At 74.3% G+C, this 15,644-nt stretch carries 16 protein-coding genes; 12 read left to right on the top strand and 4 right to left on the bottom strand.

Features of this window, described 5'->3' with window-relative positions; all coding sequences use genetic code 11:
• Positions 1–40 precede the first annotated feature (40 nt).
• Entirely contained in the window at positions 41–271 is a 231-nt protein-coding gene (vapB, locus tag ACLQ14_RS03630; RefSeq protein WP_425809966.1) for a type II toxin-antitoxin system VapB family antitoxin, read from the top strand.
• Positions 268–681, top strand: a complete 414-nt coding sequence (locus ACLQ14_RS03625; protein ID WP_425809964.1) for a type II toxin-antitoxin system VapC family toxin — start codon at positions 268–270, stop codon at positions 679–681. Before vapB ends, ACLQ14_RS03625 begins: the two co-directional genes overlap by 4 nt.
• Before the next feature lie 19 nt (positions 682–700).
• Here the strand turns inward: ACLQ14_RS03625 and ACLQ14_RS03620 are convergent, their stop codons facing one another.
• Complete coding sequence (locus ACLQ14_RS03620) at positions 701–1,273, bottom strand: GNAT family N-acetyltransferase (RefSeq protein ID WP_425809962.1); 573 nt, start codon at positions 1,271–1,273, stop codon at positions 701–703.
• Positions 1,274–1,377: 104 nt separating this feature from the next.
• Here ACLQ14_RS03620 and ACLQ14_RS03615 point away from each other — a divergent pair, with 104 nt between their 5' ends.
• The 9 genes from ACLQ14_RS03615 (at position 1,378) to ACLQ14_RS03575 (ending at position 10,859) form a co-directional block, all read left to right on the top strand.
• On the top strand, positions 1,378–2,718 hold the full coding sequence (locus ACLQ14_RS03615; RefSeq protein ID WP_425809960.1) for an aspartate kinase: 1,341 nt from the start codon (positions 1,378–1,380) through the stop codon (positions 2,716–2,718).
• A 14-nt stretch (positions 2,719–2,732) separates the two neighbouring features.
• A complete protein-coding gene (locus tag ACLQ14_RS03610) occupies positions 2,733–3,818 on the top strand; it encodes an aspartate-semialdehyde dehydrogenase (protein ID WP_425809959.1) in 1,086 nt (361 codons plus the stop codon).
• A gap of 50 nt (positions 3,819–3,868) precedes the next feature.
• Positions 3,869–4,711, top strand: a complete 843-nt coding sequence (locus ACLQ14_RS03605; RefSeq protein ID WP_425809956.1) for a serine hydrolase domain-containing protein — start codon at positions 3,869–3,871, stop codon at positions 4,709–4,711.
• Between the two features lie 4 nt (positions 4,712–4,715).
• Positions 4,716–5,846, top strand: coding sequence for an aminopeptidase P family protein (locus ACLQ14_RS03600; RefSeq protein ID WP_425809954.1), 1,131 nt, complete (start codon positions 4,716–4,718; stop codon positions 5,844–5,846).
• A gap of 244 nt (positions 5,847–6,090) precedes the next feature.
• On the top strand, positions 6,091–7,032 hold the full coding sequence (locus ACLQ14_RS03595; protein WP_425809952.1) for a ribonuclease Z: 942 nt from the start codon (positions 6,091–6,093) through the stop codon (positions 7,030–7,032).
• A 78-nt stretch (positions 7,033–7,110) separates the two neighbouring features.
• Positions 7,111–7,854 carry a glutamine amidotransferase gene (locus ACLQ14_RS03590; protein ID WP_425809950.1) on the top strand — a complete coding sequence of 248 codons (744 nt, stop codon included), beginning with the start codon at positions 7,111–7,113 and terminating at the stop codon, positions 7,852–7,854.
• 348 nt (positions 7,855–8,202) lie between these two features.
• A complete protein-coding gene (locus ACLQ14_RS03585; RefSeq protein ID WP_425809948.1) occupies positions 8,203–9,306 on the top strand; it encodes a 3-deoxy-7-phosphoheptulonate synthase in 1,104 nt (367 codons plus the stop codon).
• Positions 9,307–9,504: 198 nt separating this feature from the next.
• Positions 9,505–10,077 carry an ECF RNA polymerase sigma factor SigK gene (gene sigK / locus ACLQ14_RS03580; RefSeq protein WP_425809946.1) on the top strand — a complete coding sequence of 191 codons (573 nt, stop codon included), beginning with the start codon at positions 9,505–9,507 and terminating at the stop codon, positions 10,075–10,077.
• The gene (locus ACLQ14_RS03575; RefSeq protein WP_425809944.1) at positions 10,074–10,859 is read left to right on the top strand and encodes an anti-sigma factor domain-containing protein; all 786 of its coding nucleotides are present in this window, start codon (positions 10,074–10,076) and stop codon (positions 10,857–10,859) included. Before sigK ends, ACLQ14_RS03575 begins: the two co-directional genes overlap by 4 nt.
• 67 nt (positions 10,860–10,926) lie before the next feature.
• On the opposite strand, the gene ACLQ14_RS03570 is transcribed toward ACLQ14_RS03575, so the two are convergent.
• The gene (locus tag ACLQ14_RS03570) at positions 10,927–11,607 is read right to left on the bottom strand and encodes a fasciclin domain-containing protein (RefSeq protein WP_425809942.1); all 681 of its coding nucleotides are present in this window, start codon (positions 11,605–11,607) and stop codon (positions 10,927–10,929) included.
• A 127-nt stretch (positions 11,608–11,734) separates the two neighbouring features.
• Here ACLQ14_RS03570 and ACLQ14_RS03565 point away from each other — a divergent pair, with 127 nt between their 5' ends.
• On the top strand, positions 11,735–13,663 hold the full coding sequence (locus ACLQ14_RS03565) for a cytochrome c biogenesis protein DipZ (protein WP_425809940.1): 1,929 nt from the start codon (positions 11,735–11,737) through the stop codon (positions 13,661–13,663).
• 3 nt (positions 13,664–13,666) lie between these two features.
• Here ACLQ14_RS03565 and ACLQ14_RS03560 read toward each other — a convergent pair whose 3' ends face one another.
• Positions 13,667–14,881 carry a DUF4232 domain-containing protein gene (locus ACLQ14_RS03560; RefSeq protein WP_425809938.1) on the bottom strand — a complete coding sequence of 405 codons (1,215 nt, stop codon included), beginning with the start codon at positions 14,879–14,881 and terminating at the stop codon, positions 13,667–13,669.
• Positions 14,882–14,913: 32 nt separating this feature from the next.
• On the bottom strand, positions 14,914–15,642 hold the full coding sequence (locus ACLQ14_RS03555) for an SDR family oxidoreductase (protein ID WP_425809936.1): 729 nt from the start codon (positions 15,640–15,642) through the stop codon (positions 14,914–14,916).
• Between the last annotated feature and the right edge of the window lie 2 nt (positions 15,643–15,644).

The following is a 15,644-nucleotide window of genomic DNA, read 5'->3' as shown; positions in this document are numbered from 1 at the left end:
ATATCCTGAACGTATATCCCACCCGGTCCCAGGAGGCGTCATGGTGACGACCACGGTGTTCCACAGCAACCGCACCCAGGCCGTGAGGCTGCCCAAGAGCGTCGCGCTGCCCGACGACGTGCGCGAGGTCGAGATCGTGGCCGTCGGGGAGGCGCGGGTCATCGTCCCGGCCAGGCGACGGTGGGAGTTCTGGTTCGCCCACGGGCTCGAGGTCTCGCCGGACTTCATGTCGCACCGTGAGCAGCCCGAGGCCCAGGAGCGCGCCTGGTGACAGCTCGGCAGCTCTTCGTGCTCGACACCGACGTCGTCATCGACGTCCTTCGGTCGCGGTCGCCCGTCATGCTGGAGCGATTCTCGGAGCACGACGACGCGATCGCTGTCTCCGCGGTGACCGTGGCCGAGCTGCACTACGGGGCGGCGCGGTCGAGCGCGCCGTCGTCGAATCGGACGGCCGTGGAGGAGTTCCTCGCGTTCCTCGAGGTCCTGCCGCTCGACGCGGCCGCGGCTGCCCACTCAGGGGAGATCCGCGGTGCGCTCGCCGCCGCGGGCACGCCGATCGGCGGCTACGACGTCCTCATCGCGGGGCACGCGAGGTCGGTCGGTGCCGTGCTCGTGACGGGGAACCTGCGCGAGTTCTCACGCGTCGACGGGCTGCGGGTCGTCGACTGGCGCGACCACTGACCTGCGGCCCTCCGGCGTCTCACGACGGGTCGAGTGCGTCGGCATCGTCATGATGGACGACCAACCGCAGCAGCAGTGAGTCGCCGTGGTCGCTGTCGCGCTCCACGTAGCCCGTACGTAGGAATCCGAGCTTCTCGAGCACGCGCAGGGACGCGCCGTTCCACGCCCGAACGGTCGACGCGACGTGCCGGTACCCCGACCGGCTTGCCAGCTCGAGGACGGCCCGCGACGACTCGGTCGCGAACCCCCGGTTCCACGTCGAGCGCAGGAACTCGAACGCCAGCTCCGGCTCGTCGGGCCGACCGACGCTGTTGGCCACGAGGCCGCAGTACCCGATGGGCGCGCCCGAGCCCCGCAGCTCCACGACGAGCAGGCCGGGTGACGGCTCCGGGACGTAGTGGCGGGCCCAGTCCTCCAGGTCGACGACCGTGGGTCGACCGTCGGCGTCGACGCGACGGTGCGCCGGGACGCGAGGGTCACGCTCCAGCCACAGCTCACGGTGGAACACGGCGTCCTGGACGTGCCACGGCCGAAGGCGCAGGCGCCCCGTCTCGTGGACGGCGGACTCCCGTGGCGCTCCGGTGCGGTCCATGGAGGCAGTATGCCGACGAGCACGAACCGGTATCATGGCTGACGCATCACACGCCCCGGCGGGCCGTTGAAAGAGACGGAGGTCGGCGACATCGGAGCAGAACAATGGCACTTGTCGTGCAGAAGTACGGCGGCTCGTCCGTGGCGGACGCCGAGAGCATCAAGCGGGTCGCGAAGCGTATCGCCGCGACCCGGCGAGCCGGGAACGACGTCGTCGTCGTGGTCTCGGCCATGGGCGACACGACGGACGAGCTCCTCGACCTCGCCCAGCAGGTCACGCCCCTCCCGCCCCAGCGCGAGCTCGACATCCTCCTGACCGCCGGCGAGCGGATCTCGATGTCGCTGCTCGCCATGGCGATCAACAACCTCGGGGTCCGGGCCAAGTCGTTCACCGGCCAGCAGGCCGGCGTCATCACCGACGCCGTGCACGGCAAGGCGCGCATCGTCGACGTCGTCCCGCACCGCATCAGGGAGACCGTCGAGCGGGGCCAGGTCGCCATCGTCGCCGGCTTCCAGGGCGTCACGGAGTCGACGAACGACGTCACGACCCTCGGGCGCGGCGGCTCCGACACCACCGCGGTGGCGCTGGCGGCCGGCCTCGACGCCGACGTCTGCGAGATCTACACCGACGTCGACGGCGTGTTCACCGCCGACCCGCGCATCGTCCCGGCGGCCCGCAAGATCAGCCGCATCACGTACGAGGAGATGCTCGAGATGGCGGCGTCGGGCGCGAAGGTGCTGGCGCTGCGCAGCGTCGAGTACGGGCGCCGCTACGGCGTGCCCATCCACGTCCGGTCGTCGTTCTCCGCGAAGGACGGCACCTTCGTGAGCGCCGACGCGTACGGGCCCGTGCCCGCCGCCGCGCTCGACCCCTCGGCCCCCGTGGTGGGGGCGCCCTCCGACCTCGTCCCCCAGGAGCTCGCCATGGAAGCCCCGATCATCTCCGGCGTCGCGCACGACCGCTCCGAGGCCAAGATCACCGTCGTCGGCGTCCCCGACGTGCCCGGCACCGCGGCCCGGATCTTCGAGGTCGTCGCCGGCTCGGGCGCGAACATCGACATGATCGTCCAGAACGTGTCGGTCGCCCGCACCGGCCTCACCGACATCTCGTTCACGCTCCCCGAGGGCGACGGGACGGTCGCGATGACGGCGCTCACCGCGATCCAGGCGGAGATCGGCTTCGACTCGCTCCAGTACGACGACCAGATCGGCAAGCTGTCGCTCGTCGGCGCCGGGATGAAGTCGCACCCCGGCGTGTCCGCGAAGCTCTTCGGGGCCCTGCGCGACGCCGGCATCAACATCGAGATGATCTCCACGTCCGAGATCCGCATCTCCGTGGTGACCCGCGCCGACGACCTCGACGACGCCGTCCGCGCCGTCCACTCCGCGTTCGACCTGGACGCGTCCACCGACGAGGCCGTCGTCTACGGCGGCACCGGCCGCTGAGAGGAGACCGACCCATGAGCAACCCGAACCTCGCAGGCGGACTGACCGTCGCCGTCGTCGGCGCGACCGGGCAGGTGGGTGGCGTGATGCGCCGCCTGCTCGACGAGCGTGACCTCCCGATCGCGAAGATCCGCTACTTCGCCTCGCCGCGCTCCGCCGGCACGACGCTGCCGTGGAAGGGCGAGGACGTCGTCGTCGAGTCCACACCCGACACCGCGACCGAGGACCTGCGCGGCATCGACATCGCGCTCTTCTCGGCGGGCGGTGGGACGGCCAAGGAGCACGCGCCGCGGTTCGCCGAGGCCGGGGCGGTCGTCATCGACAACTCGTCCGCGTGGCGCATGGACCCCGACGTGCCGCTCGTCGTGTCCGAGGTCAACCCCGAGGCGCTCGGCGAGGCCCGCAAGGGGATCGTCGCGAACCCGAACTGCACCACGATGGCCGCGATGCCCGTGCTCGCGCCGCTCGCGAAGGCCGCCGGGCTGGAGCGCCTCGTCATCTCGACCTACCAGGCCGTGTCCGGCGGCGGGCTCGCCGCCGTCGAGGAGCTGCGCTCGCAGCTCGAGGCCGCGCAGGGCCAGGACCTCGTGGGGCTCGTCCACGACGGGTCGGCCGTGACCCTCCCCGCACCGGAGAAGTTCGTCGCGCCCATCGCGTTCGACGTCATCCCGCTCGCCGGGTCGATCGTCGACGACGGCGAGGGCGAGACCGACGAGGAGAAGAAGCTCCGCAACGAGTCACGCAAGATCCTCGGGCTGCCCGACCTGCCCGTCGCCGGGACCTGCGTGCGCGTGCCGGTCTTCACCGGGCACTCGCTGGCGATCCACGCGGAGTTCGCGCGCCCGCTCGCTCCCGCGGAGGCGCGCGACCTGCTCGACGGCGCACCTGGGGTCGCGCTCGCGGACGTGCCGACGCCGCTCGAGGCCGCGGGCAAGGACCCGTCGTTCGTCGGCCGGATCCGCCGCGACCAGTCCGTCCCCGATGGGCGAGGGCTCGTGCTGTTCGTGTCCAACGACAACCTGCGCAAGGGTGCGGCGCTCAACGCCGTGCAGCTCGCGGAGCTCGTCGCCGCGCGGCTCGGAGCGTCGGCGACCGTCTGAGCCGCGCCCTCGCGCCGGAACCTCGAACGGACCCATGGCAGGCTGCATCCATGGGTTCCTACGCCACGCTCGACCGGTTCGACTTCCCCGTGGCGCTGGCCGTCTCGTCCGCGCACGAGGTGCTCTCCTTCGACGGCGACGTCGAGGAGGTGTTCGCGTGGAAGTCGGTCACCAAGCCGCTGGCTGCGCTGGCCGCGCTGGTGGCGGTAGACGGCGGCAAGGTCGCGCTGGACGACCCCGCCGGCCCCGAAGGCTCGACCGTGCGGCACCTGCTCGCGCACGCCTCAGGCCTCCCGTTCGAGGCCGGGGCGGTGCTCCAGCGACCGGGCCTGCGGAGGGTCTACTCCAACCAGGGCTTCGAGGTCCTCGGGGACCACGTCGCCGCGGCCGTGGGGATGTCCTTCCCGGACTGGACCCGCACGGCCGTGCTCGAGCCGCTGGAGATGACGAGCGTCGTCTTCGACGGCAGCCCCGCGCACGCCGCGAGCGGGTCCACCTACGACCTTCTCGCGCTCGGCCTGGAGATGCTGACGCCGAGCCTGATCTCCGCCGAGCTCGGCGAGGCGGCCCGCACCGTCGCCTTTCCCGGCCTGAGCGGGGTCCTGCCCGGGTTCGGACGGCAGGACCACAACGACTGGGGCCTCGGCTACGAGATCCGCGACCACAAGTCGCCGCACTGGACCGCGGCGTCGAGCTCGCCCGCGACGTACGGACACTTCGGTCAGTCCGGGAGCTTCGTCTGGGCGGACCCCGACGCCGGCCTGGTCGCCGCGTTCCTCGGCGCTCGCTCGTTCCGCTCCGACGTGCACGGCGAGCTCTGGCCCGTGCTGAACGAGGAGATCCTCGCCGCGCACCGTGCGACGGGTGGTGCACGCCCGAAGGTGCTTCCCTGAAGACATGCCCGACGACGCCGCACCACCACCCTTCACCGCCGACGACTTCGCCGCCCGTCAGCAGCGCGCGCTGCGCGAGGCGCTCGACGCCGGGCTCGACGGCGTCCTCGTCACGCCCGGCCCGGACCTCGTCTGGCTCACCGGGTACCAGCCGACCGCGATCACCGAGCGCCTGACGCTCCTGGCGCTCACCCCCGACCGGCCGGCGACGCTGCTCGTGCCGCGCCTCGAGCGGGGCGACGCCGAGTCGGCCGCGGGCGCGCCGGCCCTCGCATTCGCGGACTGGTCCGACGGCGACGACCCGTACGCGGCGTCGTCGGGCCTGCTGCGGCCGGGCGGGCGCTACGGCGTCTCCGACTCCGCCTGGGCCCTGCACCTGCTGGGGCTGCAGCGGGCGGTCGCGGGCTCGTCGTACGTGGGGCTCACCGAGGGGTTGCCGATGCTGCGCGCCGTCAAGGGCGACGACGAGCTGGCGCGCCTCGCGGCCGCCGGCGCCGCCGCGGACCGCGCGTACGAGGAGATCGTCGGCGTCCGGTTCGCCGGCCGGCGCGAGACCGAGGTCGCCGCTGACCTCGCCGACCTGCTGCGCCGGTTCGGGCACGAGCAGGTGGACTTCACTGTCGTCGGGTCCGGGCCGAACGGCGCGAACCCGCACCACGAGGCCGGCTCGCGTGTCATCGAGGAGGGCGACCTGGTGGTGCTGGACTTCGGCGGCCTGCGGTACGGCTACGGGTCGGACACCACGCGGACCGTGAGCGTGGGGGAGCCGAGCGCCAGGCAGCAGGAGGTGCACGACGTCGTCCGCGCCGCCCAGCAGGCCGGGGTCGACGCCGTCCGGCCGGGTGTGGCGTGCCAGGAGATCGACCGGGCCGCGCGCGCCGTGATCGAGGAGGCCGGGTACGGCCCGCAGTTCCTTCACCGCACGGGACACGGCATCGGCGTCACGACCCACGAGCCGCCGTACATGGTCGAGGGGGAGCAGCAGCCGCTCGTGCCGGGGATGTGCTTCTCCGTCGAGCCCGGGATCTACCTGGCCGGCGAGCTCGGCGTGCGGATCGAGGACATCGTCACCGTCACCGACGACGGCGTCCGGCGGCTCAACAGCACCGACCACGGGCTGCGGGTGGTGGGGTAGGCGGTCGGTGGCTGGCGTCCGACGGCGATCAGGTTGCTGCGTGAGCTCGTGGCGGCCGAAGTGCTCGAGGACTACGAGGTCGGGCGGCAGGTGCTGTTCATCAACCGGCGGGAGCTCGTCGACGAGCGCGAGGCGCTCACGTCGGAGGACGACGGCGCCTGGTGAGCTGCGCCGTCGTGCGGGGTGTGTCGCGGCTCGGAGTTCGCCCCGGCAAACACGGCGCGCGTGATGCCAGACTGGCGGCGTGTCAGCGCGTGAGCTCGTCGTCCTCGGGACCGCCAGCATGGTCCCGACCCGGGACCGCAACCACAACGGCTACCTGCTGCGCTGGGACGATGCGGGGATCCTGTTCGACCCGGGCGAGGGCACCCAGCGGCAGATGACGCGGGCCGGGGTGTCGGCGTCGTCGGTGACCCGGATCGCGTTGACCCATCTGCACGGCGACCACGCCCTCGGGCTCCCGGGCGTCGTCCAGCGGCTCAGCCTGGACCAGGTGCCGGACGTGGTGCCCGTGTGCTTCCCGGCGTCCGGGGCGCCGTGGGTCGAGCGCCTCGTCGACGCGACCGTCTATCACCGGGCGGTCGAGCTGGAGCTGCAGCCGCTCGTCGAGGACGGGCCGGTGCCCGGCGGACCCGGGCCGGGAGCGCGGACGCCGCTGACCCTGACGGCGCGCCGGCTCGACCACACGATCGACGCGTTCGGCTACCGCGTCGACGAGCCTGACGGTCGGCGGCTGCTGCCCGAACGGCTCGCCGACGTCGGGCTGTCCGGGCCCGCGGTCGGGCGGCTCGTCGCCGATGGCGTCGCCGTGGGCGCCGACGGCCGGACCGTGCGGGTCGAGGACGTCAGCGAGGTGCGTCGCGGCCAGTCCGCCGCGTTCGTCATGGACACGCGGGTGTGCGACGCGGCGTACGCGCTCGCCGACGGGGTCGACCTCCTCGTCATCGAGTCCACGTTCCTCGAGCGCGACGCCGACGCCGCGCGGCACTTCGGGCACCTGACGGCCCGGCAGGCGGGGACCGTCGCGGCGGAGTCGGGCGCACGCAGCCTGGTGCTGACGCACTTCTCGCAGCGTTACTCCGACCCGGTCGAGTACGAGCGCGAGGCGCGGGAGGTGTTCGCCGGGACCCTGACCGTCGCCCGGGACCTCGATCGTGTGCCGGTGCCGCGGCGGCGCTCGCCGTAGTCGCCCGGACCGCTCGGACGAGGCGCACCACGGCCCGCCCCTCCTGCGACCGGTCCTGCTCGTGCCTACGCTCGGCGGGTGAGGCCGTTCGTCCTGCTGGCGACGCGCGCCGACGACGCCGTCGCCGACGCGGAGTACGAGGCGTTCCGCCGGTACGGGAGCCTCAAGCCTGACGAGCTCGTGCGGGTCCGCCTCGAGGCGGGCGCCCTCGAGCGGGCGGTCCCCGGCTTCGACCCCGCCGAGTACGCGGGACTGATCATCGGCGGCGGCCCGTTCAACGCGTCCGACCCGCCGGAGACCAAGTCTGCGACGCAGCGCCGCGTCGAGGCCGAGCTGGGCGAGGTCCTGGACGACGTGGTGGCCCGCGACCTGCCGCTCCTCGGCGCGTGCTACGGGGTGGGCCTGCTGGGCACGCGGTTCGGCGGCGTCGTCGACGGCACGTACGGGGAGCCGATCGGCGCGGTGCCCGTGACGCTGACCGACGAGGGGCGACGGGACCCGCTGCTGGCGGGGCTCCCGACCACCTTCGAGGCGTTCGTCGGGCACAAGGAGGCTTGCACGACGCTCCCGCCGGACGCCGTCCTGCTCGCGAGCTCGCCGTCGTGCCCGGCGCAGGTGTTCCGCCTCGGCCGGAACGTGTACGCGACGCAGTTCCACCCGGAGCTCGACGTTGCCGGCCTCGTCGCGCGGATCCGCGCCTACCAGTACGACGGCTACTACCCGCCGGCCGAGGTGGATGCCGTGGTGGCGTCCGTCCAGGGCTCCGACGTGGCCGTGCCGCCGCGGATGGTCGCGCGGTTCGTCGAGATCTTCCGCCGCTGAGGGCTCACAGCGTGGACACGGGCGGCCGTCGTCGTGAGGCCCGTGCTACGGTGCTCGACGTGATCAACCGTTGGTATTGGCGCTTTACGCCGGCTCCGGGTGGAGCCTGGCGGGCTTGCGCCTGACCAACCCCACCGGAGCCAGCACAGGGCCTTGGACGCGACGCGTCCGGGCCCTTCGTCGTTCAGACGGGCCGGCTCGGGCGAGCCGGTGAGTGGGATCCCCGGCTGGGCGGCACGCGAGATCGACCAGCCACCAGCCGAGCGCAGCACCCAAGGAGCCACCGCCATGACCGCCACCTCGACGACGACTACCCTCGAAGCCGCCGGCGGCAGTACCGTCGACGACATGAGCGCGGACCCCACCCGTCCCGAGCTGCAGGCCAGCACCAGCGACCTGCGCATCCGGGAGATCGACGCCCTCGACCCGCCGCGGGACATGCTCGACGACCTGCCGCTCGGCACCCGTCGCTCGGACCTCGTGACGCACTCGCGCCGCGAGATCCGCGACGTCCTCACGGGCGAGGACGACCGCCTCCTCGTGATCGTCGGCCCGTGCTCGATCCACGACCCGGTCGCCGCGCTCGACTACGCGGGCCGCCTGGCCGCCGTCGCGCACGAGCTCGCGGACGACCTGCTCGTCGTCATGCGCGTGTACTTCGAGAAGCCGCGGACCACGGTCGGGTGGAAGGGCCTCATCAACGACCCGCACCTGGACGGCTCGCACGACGTGCGCCACGGGCTGCGGCTCGCGCGCGAGGTGCTGCTCGGCGTCCTCGACGCGGGCGTGCCGGCGGCGACGGAGTTCCTCGAGCCGACGAGCCCGCAGTACATCGCCGACGCCGTGTCGTGGGGCGCGATCGGCGCCCGCAACGTGGAGAGCCAGGTGCACCGTCAGCTCGCGTCGGGCCTGTCGATGCCGGTGGGCATGAAGAACGCGACCGACGGCGACGTGCAGACCGCGGTCGACGCGTGCATCGCCGCGTCGAGCGAGCACACGTTCTTCGGGCTCGCCGCGGACGGGCGCGCCGCCGCCGTCGAGACGACCGGGAACCCGGACTGCCACGTGATCCTCCGCGGGGGCCGGGGCGGCCCGAACTACGCCGCCGCCGACGTCGCCGCGGCCCTCGACGTCGCCCGCGCGTCGGGCCTGGGCGGGGCCGTGGAGCAGGGGGTCGTCGTCGACGCGAGCCATGGCAACTCGGGCAAGGACCACGTCCGGCAGGCCGAGGTCGTGCGCGAGCTCGCCGCCCGGCTGGCGACCAGGGAGCGCGGCGTCACGGGCCTCATGATGGAGAGCTTCATCGAGGCGGGGGCGCAGGCGCCGGCGCCCACCGGCCTGGTCTACGGGCAGTCCGTCACCGACAAGTGCATCGACTGGCCGACGACGGCGGACCTGCTCCGGGAGCTCGCGGGCTCGGTCCGCGCGCGCCGGGCCGAGCACGCGGTCTGAGCATCATCGACGCCGAGCCCGTGATCTGAGCCCCGCGATCACGTGACGGGCGACCGTCCACGCGTCGGGACAGGCGGCCACCCCGTGTTCGGCGGGGAGGTGGGGAGGGAGCGGGATGGGCGACCCATCCGCCGGGCCGACCGCGCCGAACCCCCGGTGACGGACGCCGACCCGCCCGTCGTGCAGGAGACTGATCGGGTGCCGACCACGAGGACGACGGAGCCCGAGGCGCTCGCCGCCGCGCTCGTGGCGTGCGCCTCGGGTGACCGGCGCGCGTTCGAGCTCGTCTACGACGGGCTGGCCCCCGCGGCCTTCGGTGTGGCGGTGGGCGTCCTCCGCGACCGCGACCACGCGGCCGAGGTGACCCAGGAGGTGATGGTCGAGGTGTGGCAGACGGCTTCGAGGTTCGACCCCGCCCAGGGCTCGGCCCGCACCTGGGTGGTCACGCTGGCCCACCGGCGCGCGGTCGACCGGGTGCGGTCCGAGCAGGCGCGGCGCACCCGCGACCAGCGCGACCTGGACCGCAGCGTCGTGGCGTCCGAGCGGGACGTCGTGGCCGAGCACGTCGAGCGGCTGTTCGAGGCGGCGGCCGTCAGGGACTGCCTCGACACGCTCACCGACACCCAGCGTGACGCCGTCGTCCGCGCCTACTACGGCGGGCGCACCTACCGCGAGGTGGCCGAGGACGTCGGCGCCGCCCTCCCGACCGTGAAGTCCCGGATCCGGGACGGCCTGATCCGGCTGCGCGACTGCTTGGGGGTGGCGTCGTGACCGACCCGACGCACGCCGGCGCCGCGCCACGCGACCCCGCCTGGGAGCTTCTGCCGGCGTACGCGCTCGACGCCGTCGACGACCTCGAGCGCCGCTCGGTCGAGCGGCTGGTCGCGTCCGACGACGACGCCCGCCGCGCGCTCGCCGAGTACCGCGCGGTCGTGTCCGCGATGGTGCCCGATGTCGAGCCGCCCGCCGCGCTCCGCTCCGACGTCCTCGACCGTCTCACCGAGACGACGCCTCGCGCCGCGCCGTCGTCCACGACCAGCGCGGAGCGCGCGGGCGCCGAGGGTGCACGCGGCCGCAGGGCCCGGCGGCGGTGGGGTGTGGCCGGCATCGCGGCGGCGGCGGTCGTCGCGATCGCGATCCCGACGGGCGTGGCCGTCCACGAGTCCCGTCAGCGCGCCGATCTCGAGGACCGGGCGCAGACGGTGGCCGCGATGCTCGCGGACCCGCAGGCCCAGCTCGTGACCGGCACCATGTCGACCGGCGGGGACGCGAGCGTCCTCGTCGCGGGCGACCAGGTGCTCTTCACGGGCTCCGGGATGTCGCCCGCGGGAAGCGGCAAGGACTACCAGCTCTGGAAGAGCGTCGACGGGAAGACCATGGTGTCGGTCGGGCTGGTGCACGCCGACGACGGGTCGGCGGCGCTCCTCTTCGACGCGCCCGGCGACTCGGTCTTCGCGATCACCGTCGAGCCCGCCGGCGGGTCCGAGCAGCCGACGACGGACCCGGTCGTCGCGCTGCAGACCGCGGCCCCGGCCTCGCCCGCACGCACCTGACCGCGGCCGAGCACGCGAAAGGGCCGCCCCCTCGGGGACGGCCCTTCGGCGTCGGCGGACCGGGGGCTCAGCCCTTCGGCATCAGGACGGAGTCGATGAGGTAGACGGTGGCGTTGGCCGTGTGCACGCCGCCGCAGATCACCTTCGCGCCGTCGACCATCAGGTCGTCGCCCGACCCGGTGACCTTCACCGTGCTGCCCTCGACGGTCTTGTGGCTGCCGACGACCTGGTCGGGGCTCAGCTGACCCGGCACCACGTGGTACGTGAGGATCGAGGTCAGCGTCTTGTCGTCGGTCTTGAGGCTGGTGATCGTCTTGGCGGGGATCGCCTTGAACGCGTCGTCGACCGGCGCGAAGACGGTGAACTGGCCGCCGTCGAGCGTGTCGACGAGGTTGACGTCCGGGTTGAGCTTGCCGCTGACCGCCGCGGTGAGCGTCGTGAGGAGCGGGTTGTTGGACGCCGCCACGGCGACCGGGTCCGTCGACATGCCCTGGACCGAGCCGGCGCCGGTCGGCACCTGCTTCGCGTACGCGGCACAGCCCGGGCCGACCAGGTCGGACGCTGCGGCCGCGTCGGTCGACATGTCGCCCGACATGGCGCTGGGTGTCGACATCGGCGTGGACATCGGGCTGTCGGACGACTGCGAGCCGGTGCTGCCGTCGCTCGAGCTGCTGCAGGCGGCCAGGCCCAGCGCCGCGAAGGCGGCCAGGCCGGCGACGGCGTACGACGTGCGGGTTCGAACGTTCATCGGTCTCTCCTCGTGTCGGCGACCCGCCTGACGCGGGACCGTTCACGGGGGGTTCGGAGCGTCGCCGGGCGCGGATGGGTCCGGGATCGTGACCCATCCGGGACGCGGCGGGCGTCGAACCACGGGCATGCTGACCCTCGCGCTCATCGGCCTCATCGGCGGCCTCATCACCGGCATCTCGCCGTGCATCCTCCCGATGCTTCCCGTGATCTTCTTCGCCGGCGGCGTGCAGGGGGCCCGGACGGCCGGTCCGCCGCCGGCGTCGGCCGAGTCCGGGCGGCCGGACGGCGACCGGTCGCCCGGCCCGTCGCTGTTCGTCGGCGCGCCCGGCGCCGTGCGGCTGTCGCGGTCGTCGTCGGCGACCGTCACGGTCGACACCTCGCCCGCGAGCCCGCCGAGCGCGCCGCCGGCGGTCGCGGCGTCGCCCGAGCCGGGGACCGCCCCGCGACGCCGGGCTGCACGGCCGTCGCGTCGGCCGTTCGTCGTCATCGCGGGGCTCGTGCTGAGCTTCAGCCTTTTCACGCTGCTCGGCTCGGTGATCCTGAGCGCGCTCGGGCTGCCGCAGGACCTGCTGCGCTGGCTCGGCGTGGGCCTGCTGGTGCTGCTCGGGATCGGCATGATCGTGCCGCGGTTCGAGCAGGTCCTCGAGCGGCCCTTCAACCGTGTGGCGGCGGTCGGCGCCCGGGCGGGCGCGGCCCGCCCGGACCGTGGCGCCTTCGCGCTCGGGCTGGGCCTCGGCGTCCTGTACGTGCCGTGCGCGGGCCCGGTGCTGGCCGCGATCACCGTCGCCGGCGCGACCGGGCACGTCGGGCCCGGGACGGTCGTGCTGACGCTGTCGTTCGCGGTCGGGGCGGCGATCCCGCTGCTGGTCTTCGCGCTCGCGGGGCGTCGCGTCGCCGAGCGCGTCACGGTCTTCCGCCGGCACATGCGCGGCACCCGGGTCGCGGGCGGCGTCGTGGTCATCGTCCTCGCCGTGGCGCTCGCCCTGAACCTGACGTCGGCGCTCCAGCGCGCCCTGCCCGACTACACGGGCGCGCTGCAGGACAAGGTCGGCACCTCGCAGAGCGTGCAGAAGGCGCTGAACCTCGGCGGCATCGTCACGGACCAGAACAAGGACCTGTCCCGGTGCTCGAACGGCTCGCCGACCCTGCAGAGCTGCGGGCAGGCGCCCCCGCTGACGGGGATCGACCGGTGGCTCAACACCCCCGGCGACCAGCCGGTCGACCTCGCGAGCCTGAAGGGCAAGGTCGTGCTCATCGACTTCTGGACCTACTCGTGCATCAACTGCCAGCGCGCGATCCCGCACGTCGAGGCCTGGTACGACCGGTACAAGGACGCGGGCGACGGCTTCGTCGTCATCGGCGTGCACACCCCCGAGTTCGCGTTCGAGCGCGAGACCCGCAACGTCGTCGCCGGCGCGAGATCGCTCGGCGTGACGTACCCGATCGCGCAGGACAACGCCTACTCGACCTGGACCACGTACCGCAACCAGTACTGGCCGGCCGAGTACCTGGTCGACGCGTCGGGCACGGTGCGCCACATCCGGTTCGGCGAGGGCGGCTACGCGGACACCGAGAACCTCCTCCGGCAGCTCCTCACGCAGGCCCACCCCGGGGCGAGGCTCCCCGCCGCGACGGACGTGAAGGACACGACCCCGACCGACGCGATCACACCTGAGACGTACCTGTCGATCGGCAAGGCGACGCAGTACCGCGGCGCGCAGCCGTTCGCCGCGGGCACGCACGCCTTCACGCCTACGGCCGACCAGCCGGCCGACACCTTCTCGCTCGACGGGCGGTGGAGGCTCGACCAGCAGGGCGCGCGGCCGGCGTCGGGCACGGGCGCCGTGCACCTGGCCTACCGGGCGCGCGACGTCTACGTCGTGCTCGGCGGCACGGGCACCGTGACCGCTGACATCGGTGGGGCGCGCCGGACGATCGGCGTGTCCGGGGCCCCGACGCTCCACCACGTGCTCGACGGCGGGTCCCGGACCCAGGGGACGCTCGACCTGCGCGTCCCGAAGGGCGTCACGGTCTACTCGTTCACCTTCGGGTGACGGTCAGCCGAAGCTCGACGTGCCCGGGGCCCAGGCGGTGACGGTGACGCGGCCGCCGGCGAGCACGTCGAGGTCGGTCGGCGGGTCGCCGACCGGCCCCGCGACGGGTGCGATCGAGGTCACGGGGCGCGTGGTCGTCGCGGCGCCCGGACCGACGGCGAGGCGGACCTCGGCGGTCGTCGCGGGGACGTGGCCCGTCGCGTCGGGCGCGGTCGACGACGCGTCCCACGACACCACGGCCAGCGCGCGCCCGCGCGGCGGCACGACGACGCGGCGGGCGCCGCCGTCGGACGCCATGTACGAGCTGCCGTGGGCGACGTGCACGGCGAGGTCGCGGTGCGTCAGGGTCGCGAAGCCGACCGCCGGGTAGCCGTCCAGCGCGCAGGGGGCGTCCGACGTGTTGGTCGCGCCGACGACGAGCGCCCGGTGCCCGAGCCCCGCGTCCTCACCGACCAGCCCGAGGTACAGGTCGCCGGCGCGGCACGCGGGGGCGTCGGCGTCGGCAGCCCAGGACGCGCCGTCGTCGACCGTCGGGCGCGGCGGGGCGTCGGCGACCGCGAGCGACGGCCCACCGCCCCGGACGGTGACGCGCTCGACGGGCATGCCGCCGGCCCTCGCGACGTCGGCGACCGGACCGAGGTCGGTGGCCCTCGCGACCTGCACCTCGACCGGGCCGTCGCCGTCGGCGCTCACCCGCACGACGCCGGGCGTGAGGGCCAGCCGGTAGGCGGCCCGCATCGCCGCGGACGCGAGCGGGACCCCCGCCGGCCCGGTCGTCGGGGTCGCACCGCCGGGCGACCAGGCGAGCACGCGGACCTCGGCGCCGGCCGGGGTCGTGGGCGCGACCCAGATCTCCGGCATCCCGGTGTTCGAGGCGGGCGACGCGGTGCGCCCCGGGGCCGGCCGCTGCTCGGCCGCCGACACGAGGGCGCCGACCAGCTCGGCGGTGCCCTGCGCGCCCCGGGTCGCGTCGTTCACGACGACGACGCGTGCCGGCCCCGATGCCGGGCGCTCCACCCGGGCGTGGCTGACGCCGGACAGGGCGCGTGCCTGCGCCGCGACGCGGTCGGCGAGGTCGGACGGGGCCGCGCTGGCACCGCTCCCCGCCATCGTGCCGGAGGGCGTCGACGGACCGGTCGCGCAGCCGGCGAGCGTCAGGGCCGCGACCGCGACGAGCGCGGCGGCGCCACCGGTCGGGACGGTCGGGGGGCGGCGCACCCGCCCACCCTACGGAGGTGGGCGGCGTCGGGTCAGAGCGACACCAGCCGCGCGCCTCCGTCCGCCTCGACGACGGTGCCGCTGAGGTTCCGGTTCGTCGCGACGAGCGCCACGACCTCCGCGACCTCGTCGGCCGTCGCGACGTGCCGCACGGGGATGCCTGCCGCCGTGGCCTCGAAGAACGCGGCGCGGGCGTCGTCGGGCAGGCCGGACCACCAGGCGGTGTCGACCACGCCGGGCGAGACGGCGTTGACGCGGATCGGCGCGAGCTCGACGGCGAGGGGCCGCACGAGCCCCTCGACCGCGGCGTTGAGCGCGCTGAGGCCCGCCGTCCCGGGCATCGCGGCGTGGGCGGAGATCGCGCCGAGGAGGGTGACGGACGCGTCGGGCGCGAGGTGGGGCAGCGCGGCCTGCAGCGTGGTGAGGTGGGCCCAGAGCTTGGCGTCGAAGGCCTGGCGGAGGACGTCGAGGTCGAGCTCGGCGAGCGCGCCCATGCCGAGCGACCCGCTGAGGGTGACGACGAGCGCGTCGAGGGGCGCGAGCTCCGCCGCGAGGGCGTCGATCGCAGGCCGGTCCCCGCCGTCGGCCTGGTGGGCGGTGAGCCGGGGGTCGAGGTCGGTGACCGCCTTGACGCGCTCGGCGGACCGGCCGGCGACGTGCACGTCGTAGCCGCGGTCGGCGAGGAGGCGCGCGGTGGCGAGCCCGATGCCGGAGGTGCCGCCGACGACGAGGGCGGTGCGTGCGGTGGTGCTGTGGGACATGG

The organism is Luteimicrobium sp. DT211, assembly GCF_049844995.1.
In the GTDB taxonomy this organism is placed as follows: Bacteria; Actinomycetota; Actinomycetes; order Actinomycetales; family Cellulomonadaceae; genus Luteimicrobium.
The sequence above is the reverse complement of the archived record's forward strand: the minus strand, read 5'-3'. Positions and strand labels throughout refer to the sequence as shown.